The sequence below is a fragment of the Anaerorhabdus sp. genome (assembly GCF_036637135.1).
In the GTDB taxonomy this organism is placed as follows: Bacteria; Bacillota_I; Bacilli_A; order Erysipelotrichales; family Erysipelotrichaceae; genus Anaerorhabdus.
Map to the genome: position 1 here is coordinate 1 of NZ_JAVWNC010000087.1, position 6,492 is coordinate 6,492.

General features: G+C 32.6%; 8 protein-coding genes. 2 read left to right on the forward strand and 6 right to left on the reverse strand.

The features are described 5' to 3' along the window. Positions 1 to 227 (reverse strand): PTS sugar transporter subunit IIB (locus RR643_RS10925; protein WP_332483227.1); only part of this gene is annotated, 227 nt, incomplete at its 3' end. Between the two features lie 15 nt (positions 228 to 242). Continuing rightward, entirely contained in the window at positions 243 to 638 is a 396-nt protein-coding gene (locus tag RR643_RS10930; protein ID WP_332470009.1) for a PTS sugar transporter subunit IIA, read from the reverse strand. 151 nt (positions 639 to 789) lie between these two features. Between RR643_RS10930 and RR643_RS10935 the strand changes: the two genes are divergently transcribed. Together RR643_RS10935 and RR643_RS10940 are read left to right on the forward strand one after the other, a co-directional pair. Then, on the forward strand, positions 790 to 1,638 hold the full coding sequence (locus RR643_RS10935) for a MurR/RpiR family transcriptional regulator (protein WP_332470010.1): 849 nt from the start codon (positions 790 to 792) through the stop codon (positions 1,636 to 1,638). Positions 1,639 to 1,658: 20 nt separating this feature from the next. Continuing rightward, on the forward strand, positions 1,659 to 2,483 hold the full coding sequence (locus RR643_RS10940) for an HAD family hydrolase (RefSeq protein WP_332483228.1): 825 nt from the start codon (positions 1,659 to 1,661) through the stop codon (positions 2,481 to 2,483). A gap of 92 nt (positions 2,484 to 2,575) precedes the next feature. Here RR643_RS10940 and RR643_RS10945 read toward each other — a convergent pair whose 3' ends face one another. The 4 genes from RR643_RS10945 to RR643_RS10960 form a co-directional block, all read right to left on the reverse strand. Then, positions 2,576 to 3,502, reverse strand: coding sequence for a 1-phosphofructokinase family hexose kinase (locus tag RR643_RS10945; protein ID WP_332483229.1), 927 nt, complete (start codon positions 3,500 to 3,502; stop codon positions 2,576 to 2,578). 13 nt (positions 3,503 to 3,515) lie between these two features. Next, the gene (locus tag RR643_RS10950) at positions 3,516 to 4,340 is read right to left on the reverse strand and encodes an HAD family hydrolase (protein WP_332470013.1); all 825 of its coding nucleotides are present in this window, start codon (positions 4,338 to 4,340) and stop codon (positions 3,516 to 3,518) included. A gap of 212 nt (positions 4,341 to 4,552) precedes the next feature. Continuing rightward, positions 4,553 to 5,395, reverse strand: coding sequence for an SDR family oxidoreductase (locus tag RR643_RS10955; RefSeq protein ID WP_332483230.1), 843 nt, complete (start codon positions 5,393 to 5,395; stop codon positions 4,553 to 4,555). Beyond that, positions 5,382 to 6,437 carry a mannonate dehydratase gene (locus RR643_RS10960; RefSeq protein WP_332483231.1) on the reverse strand — a complete coding sequence of 352 codons (1,056 nt, stop codon included), beginning with the start codon at positions 6,435 to 6,437 and terminating at the stop codon, positions 5,382 to 5,384. Before RR643_RS10960 ends, RR643_RS10955 begins: the two co-directional genes overlap by 14 nt. Between the last annotated feature and the right edge of the window lie 55 nt (positions 6,438 to 6,492).

Sequence of the window (6,492 nt, forward strand, 5' to 3'; positions counted from 1 at the left end):
CCAAATTGATTTTCTTTCCATTTACTAACTGCTTCATCTTCTCCATAGATTAATACATCAACTCCCGGAGGAGCTGCCATTGTGTAAACACTTTTCATAAAATCATTCGATGCTAATGTATCATCGATAACGATGATTTTATTTGAAAGTGTTGCCTTAATCCACTTATTGACTATCTGTCCATGGATAAGTCTAAAATCAATTCTTACTAATTTAATATTTGCCACTTCCTTTTCCCCTTTCTAGTTACCCTTTAACTCTTTTGTAACGTTTCTTCCACTCATTGATAATGTATCTAGAGCACATTGAGCAAGATCCTCTGTGCTGAGTGTATCTCTTTGCGAATAGACTTCAATAAACATTGCTAGATTAAGTCCTGTGATTACAATGTTGTTGAAATTTTGTGACAAAATCGTAAATGTTGTACTTGGGGTACCCCCATATAAGTCAACTAGGCATATTGTATCTTCTGGTAATTTAGATAATTCCACTTGAATTATCTCCATATAATCTTCCATTGCCATACCTGGTTCTAACGATAAAGCAATTGCATCCTCTACATTACCAATTATCATTTCAGCTGATCTTAATAATTCTTCCCCAAAATGACCATGCGTTCCAACTAATATTTTTCTCATACTTGTAAGCCCTTTCTACAAACACAATATCACAAAATATTTTTTTGTAAATATGTTTGTTAAAAAAATATTTTTTTATTTAGTTTACACATTTGTCCACTCGTGATATTCTTAACTAGTAAAGAAACGTTCATTAATTGGGGTATAATTTATGAAAAATTTGACTGTTCGAATGAGAATTAAAAGTCTTTATCGTGACATGAGTTCAAAAGAGAAGCAAATAGCTGACTATGTTTTAGACAACATAAAAAAAGTCTCACGTAGTTCTATTAGCGAGATTTCAAGCGAGTTGGGATTAGCTGATTCCACTTTCTTTCAATTTTCTAGAAAACTTGGATACAACGGATTTAAAGATTTTAAAATCGCTTTATTAACCGAAGAATTTGATCCTGAAATATCGATCCACGAAAAAATTTCAACTGTCGATTCAGAATTAACAATTCTCGAAAAAGTTTTCGATGCCTCTACTAAAGCAATAGAAGACACACGTAAAATTTTAGATGTTGAAACATACAGAAAAGCTGTTAATATCATGATTAATTCAAATTGTGTTTTCTTCTTTGGATTAGGTGGTTCTAACGCTGTTGCATTAGATAGTTATCACAAATTTCTTCGTTCCCCTATTAAAGTTAATTATGCCTCTGATTCGCATATCCAAATTATGAATGCCTCTTTGCTTACGAGCAAAGACTGTGCTTTCGTAATATCACATACCGGGCTTAGTAAAGAAGCTCTTGAAATTGCATCTGTAGCTAAAGAAAACAAAGCCAAGCTAATTGTTTTGACTAGTTACCCTTTATCTCCTCTTGCGAAGATGGCAGATGTTGTATTAATATCTTGTTCTGAAGAAACTAAGTATCGTTCTGAATCTTTGTCATCACGCTTATCGCAACTCAGTGTTATCGATGCATTGTTTGTTACAATCATGTTTAAAAACGATAAGAAAGCAAGCGCATCATTAACTAAGATTAGAAAAGCAATTTCCAATACCAAAGAGTAATCATCGAGTGAGGTTCGTAAATGAAAAATATCAAATTAGTTGCGAGTGACTTAGATAGAACACTTTTAAATCAAGTATCTGAAGTGGGTGAATACACTCAAGATATCTTGAATAAAATAATGGATAAAGATATTTTATTTGTTCCTTGTAGCGCACGCACATTCAAATTTATTCCATCTTGGATTCTAAACAATATAAAAATAAAATATATTGTAACATCAAATGGTTCAGTTATTTATAACAATCATACTCATGAACAAATATTAGTTCACGCGATTAGTGTAGAAAATTCTATTAAGCTTTTAGAAGATATAGAGAAAATAAATCCCTATTGGACAATAGATGCAAAAGGTGAATTATTTGTAAGTCGAAAAATAATCGAAGACCACTCTTCCATCAATATATCAGATGAATTTTATAAAGAAATATGTACCAATAGAGTTATCGTCGATGATTTTCACGATGTCTTTGAAACAAGTACGGATGTTGCAAGAAAAATTCATTTCATCACAAAAGATGATGAAGCTAAATCTATACTCATAGATGCTCTTAAGAAATTTAATTTTATTTATGTAACATCATCTCATCCTATAAACATTGAGATTACTGATCCTTTAGCCACTAAAGGAAATGCACTGAAATACATAATGGATAAAGAAAAAATCTCCAAATCAGATGCAGTAGCTTTTGGAGATAATGATAACGATATTGAAATGCTTAGAAATGTTGAATATGGTATTGCAGTTGCCAACGCGACAGATAATCTAAAACAAGTCGCGACCAAAATTATTGGTCACCACTCGGATGAAGCACTTGCTAAATTCCTTGAATCCAATCTACTATAATAAAAATAGACTTCTCGTTTGTCGTTTCAAACTTTGAAGTCTATTTTTTGTGTTGTAACTATTCAGGAACAAACCCACCAACATTTTGGTATTTATTTCTTCTTTAGTATAACTGCTTTCATCAAACTTTTAACGCTCTTTGAATCTGCTGGTTTAGTACCATTGGTTGTTACAGCCCCTGTAGCCGCAGCCATAGATATCTTAATAATTTCTTCTAATGTATATTTTTGGTCGTATCCATAAGCGATACCACCCACCAATGCATCTCCAGCACCAACAGGTGATTTTGTTTCTACATAGATTGGCATCGCTTGATATACAACATCTTTGGTTACATAGATTGCACCATCTTTACCTAATGACACCACAACTAATACAATTCCCTTTTTTACAAGTTCTTTTGCTTTTTCAATGCATTCAGTATTTGTTAAAGTTGTTACTCCAAATAAATCACACAACTCTTTTCTATTCGGTTTAATGATTGTAGGAATACTCTTTATCCCTTGTTTTAATGCTTCTCCAGATGCATCTAAAATAACATATGCACCTAGTTTTTTGATTTCTGTAACCATCTTCTCATAGGCATTTTCTTGAATACCAACAGGTAAACTTCCAGATAACACTACTACATCCATTGGCTTAACATTTGCTTTAAGTGCATGCATAATTTCAACTACATTCTTCTTATCTACTTTAGGTCCTCTTTCATTAAATTCTGTTAGATGACCTTTTTTATCGATTACTTTTAGATTGATACGAGTACTTTCTTCAATAGTAGAAGAAAATAATGGTATATATCGAGATTCCATTACATCTTTTATCATTGTCCCTACTGCTCCACCAAGAATTGTATAGGCTGTAGAAACACCATTTAAAGCACGTACTGTTTTTGAAACATTAATTCCTTTACCGCCAATATCATAACTAACAATTTCAATTCTATTCAATGTTCCCTTATCGATTGAATCACATTCTGCTGTTTTATCCAAAGATGGATTTAATGTTACTGTATGGATCATTGTAAAACCTCCTCTATATTATTTCATAATGTTTTAAAGCATTATAAATTCCATTATCTAGTATATCTGTCGTAATGTAGTCCGCAACTTCTTTGATATCTTCACTGCCATTTCCCATTGCAATTCCAATACCACAATCTCTTATCATTTCGTAGTCATTTGAACTATCACCAATACCTATTGCTTCTTTAATTGTTGCACCATATGTTTCACACACAAGTTGTGCAGCAGTAGATTTTGTTTCTGTTTTATATGATATTTCTACACAATGAGAACGAATACGTGGATTTCTTAATGTTGTTAACGCTTGAAATTCTTCAGGTAAATCTGTCTTCATTTGATTGATATACGCTTCTTCTTCACCATAGAAACAAATCTTTGCGACACGATCATTTTTATCGCGATAGTCTAACGGGTAATAACAATTTGCCCGCATGATTTCTTTTCCTTCTTCCATATTTTTTGCGGATTTAGAGAAATATTCAAATACATGTCTAAATGCTTTCTCATCATAATAAGCACCAGCATTACCTTCTAAGCAATACCCTAAGTTATGTTTCTCTGCAATCTTTATTAACTTTTGTATTTCATCTTCTGTCATTGATTTATCATGAATTCTTTTACCCTCAACATACACAACCGCACCAGCACTAAATACAAATCCATTCACATCTAAATTCAAAAATAGTTTTGCAGCTGAAAGTGATCTTCCTGTACACACAAATAACTTATGTCCATTGGCTTTGGCTTTTTCAATTGCTTCCATCGCAGAATATGGAACTGCATTAATTTGCGGGCTATACAAGGTACCATCAATATCTAGAAAAATATAACTCATTTTTTCATCCTCACTTTTGTTCTATTATACTATCTCTACATAAAAGAAAAAAGGCAAATAGTATTTACCTTCTTTCTTTTTAATATATATAAGGGGATAGAATATATCTACACATTGATAGGGGGTCAATGTATAGGCAAGCTTTCTTGCAAGAGTATAGTAACAAACCACTATCAAATAGTTGTGTTACTCTTGTGTGATATTATGTGAAGTTAAACTCCTGAATATGCTGAGAAACCACCGTCAACTGGGATAACTATTCCAGTTACAAAACTACTTGCTTGTTCACTTAATAAATAAAACAAAGTACCAATTAATTCATCAATTTCACCAAAGCGATTCATTGGTGTATTATTTAGTATTTTCTTCGTTCTACCAGTCGCTTCTCCTTGTTCATTAAATAACATTTTTTGATTTTGTTTTGTTACAAAGAAACCTGGCGCAATTGCGTTACACCGTATGTTTTCATTTTTGAAGTAAACCGCTAACCATTGTGTAAAATTACTGATACCAGCCTTGGCTGCGCTGTATGCAGGTATTTTAGTTAATGGCGTATATGCATTCATACTGGATATATTAATCACACTACATCCTTTTTTACCAAGCATATCTTTTGAGAAGATTTGAGTTGGCAATAAAGTACCCATGAAGTTTAAATCAAATACAAATCGTATACCTTCTTCATCCAAATCATAAAATGTCTTTACTTCGTTCAAATTATTCTTATCAAAATACTCATCATCTGTAGTAGCTTTAGGATTATTTCCACCTGCACCATTAATTAAGATATCGCACGGACCCAAATCATTTAAAACTGCTTGATGAATATTTTTTAATGATTCACTTGATAGTACATTACACTTATATGCTTTTGAAGTACCACCAAGTTCATTTATTTCCTTTTCCAGTTCCAACACTGCTTCTTGATTGATATCCAACAGTGCTAATTTAGCTCCTGTCATTGATATTGCTTTTGCAAATGTATTGCAAATAATTCCACCAGCTCCAGTTATGACAACCACTTTATTCTTTAAATCAATTTCAAAAGGTATCATTTGTTTTATTACCTTTCACTAAAGTTTCCCATATACCCGATAGGTACATCGCACCTAATGCACGATCATATAATCCATATCCCGGTTTACCTGTTTCTCCCCAAATCATTCTGCCATGATCTGGTCGAATATAGCCATTAAACCCATTTTCATAATAAGCTTTCATGATATCTACCATATCTAAGCTACCACATGCAGAATAATGTGCAGATTCTTCAAAGTCATTATTATCTAAGATCTTTACATTACGAATATGAGCAAAATGAATACGATTCATTTTAGTATATTTCGCAATTAGTTTCGGAATATCATTACTTTTTGTACAACCAAGAGATCCACTACATAATGTTAATCCATGATGAGGATCATCATATAATGACAAGAAACGATCTAAATTATATTCATTGGTTATGATTCTTGGTAGTCCAAATATGCTCCATGGTGGATCATCTGGATGAATCGCCATATTCACATCGCATTCAACCGCAACCGGCATAATTTCATGAATAAAATATTCTAAGTTTTTCCACAATCCTTCTTCACCCATTGATTTGTATTCATCAATTAAATGAATCATTTGTTCTGGTGTATAGCTTGCATCCCAACCGGGTAATGACATATTTTTAATATCTATATTGTTTAGTTGTTCTTGATAATAAACCAGCGCATTACTACCATCATTAAGTGGATGATCCAGTTCACTTCGTGTCCAATCGAATACTGGCATAAAGTTATAACAAATACATTTCACACCATGTTTTGATAACAAACGAATATTTGCTTTATAGTTTTCTATGTATTCTTTATATCTACCTTTTCCAAGTTTAATATCCTCATGAACAGGTACTGATTCAACTACTTCAAATTCCAATCCTGCATCCTTACATTTATTTTTAAGGGCTAGTATTTCATCCTCCGACCATACTTCACCTACAGGAACGCTATAAATTGCACTTACAACACCACTCATACAAGGGATTTGCTTTATGTAGTTTAACGATACTTTATCTGTATCGCCAAACCATCTAAATGTCATCTTCATTATCTTTGTACTCGACCTGAAGCATCCCCTTGACATAGGGCTTCAACTTCAGCTT

Bases quoted from the DNA above. Each gene is read 5' to 3' on its own strand.
- RR643_RS10930 (WP_332470009.1), bottom strand. From the start codon at position 638: ATGAGAAAAATATTAGTTGGAACGCATGGTCATTTTGGGGAAGAATTA.
- RR643_RS10945 (WP_332483229.1), bottom strand. From the start codon at position 3,502: ATGATCCATACAGTAACATTAAATCCATCTTTGGATAAAACAGCAGAA.
- RR643_RS10950 (WP_332470013.1), bottom strand. From the start codon at position 4,340: ATGAGTTATATTTTTCTAGATATTGATGGTACCTTGTATAGCCCGCAA.
- RR643_RS10935 (WP_332470010.1), top strand. From the start codon at position 790: ATGAAAAATTTGACTGTTCGAATGAGAATTAAAAGTCTTTATCGTGAC.
- RR643_RS10955 (WP_332483230.1), bottom strand. From the start codon at position 5,395: ATGATACCTTTTGAAATTGATTTAAAGAATAAAGTGGTTGTCATAACT.
- RR643_RS10960 (WP_332483231.1), bottom strand. From the start codon at position 6,437: ATGAAGATGACATTTAGATGGTTTGGCGATACAGATAAAGTATCGTTA.
- RR643_RS10940 (WP_332483228.1), top strand. From the start codon at position 1,659: ATGAAAAATATCAAATTAGTTGCGAGTGACTTAGATAGAACACTTTTA.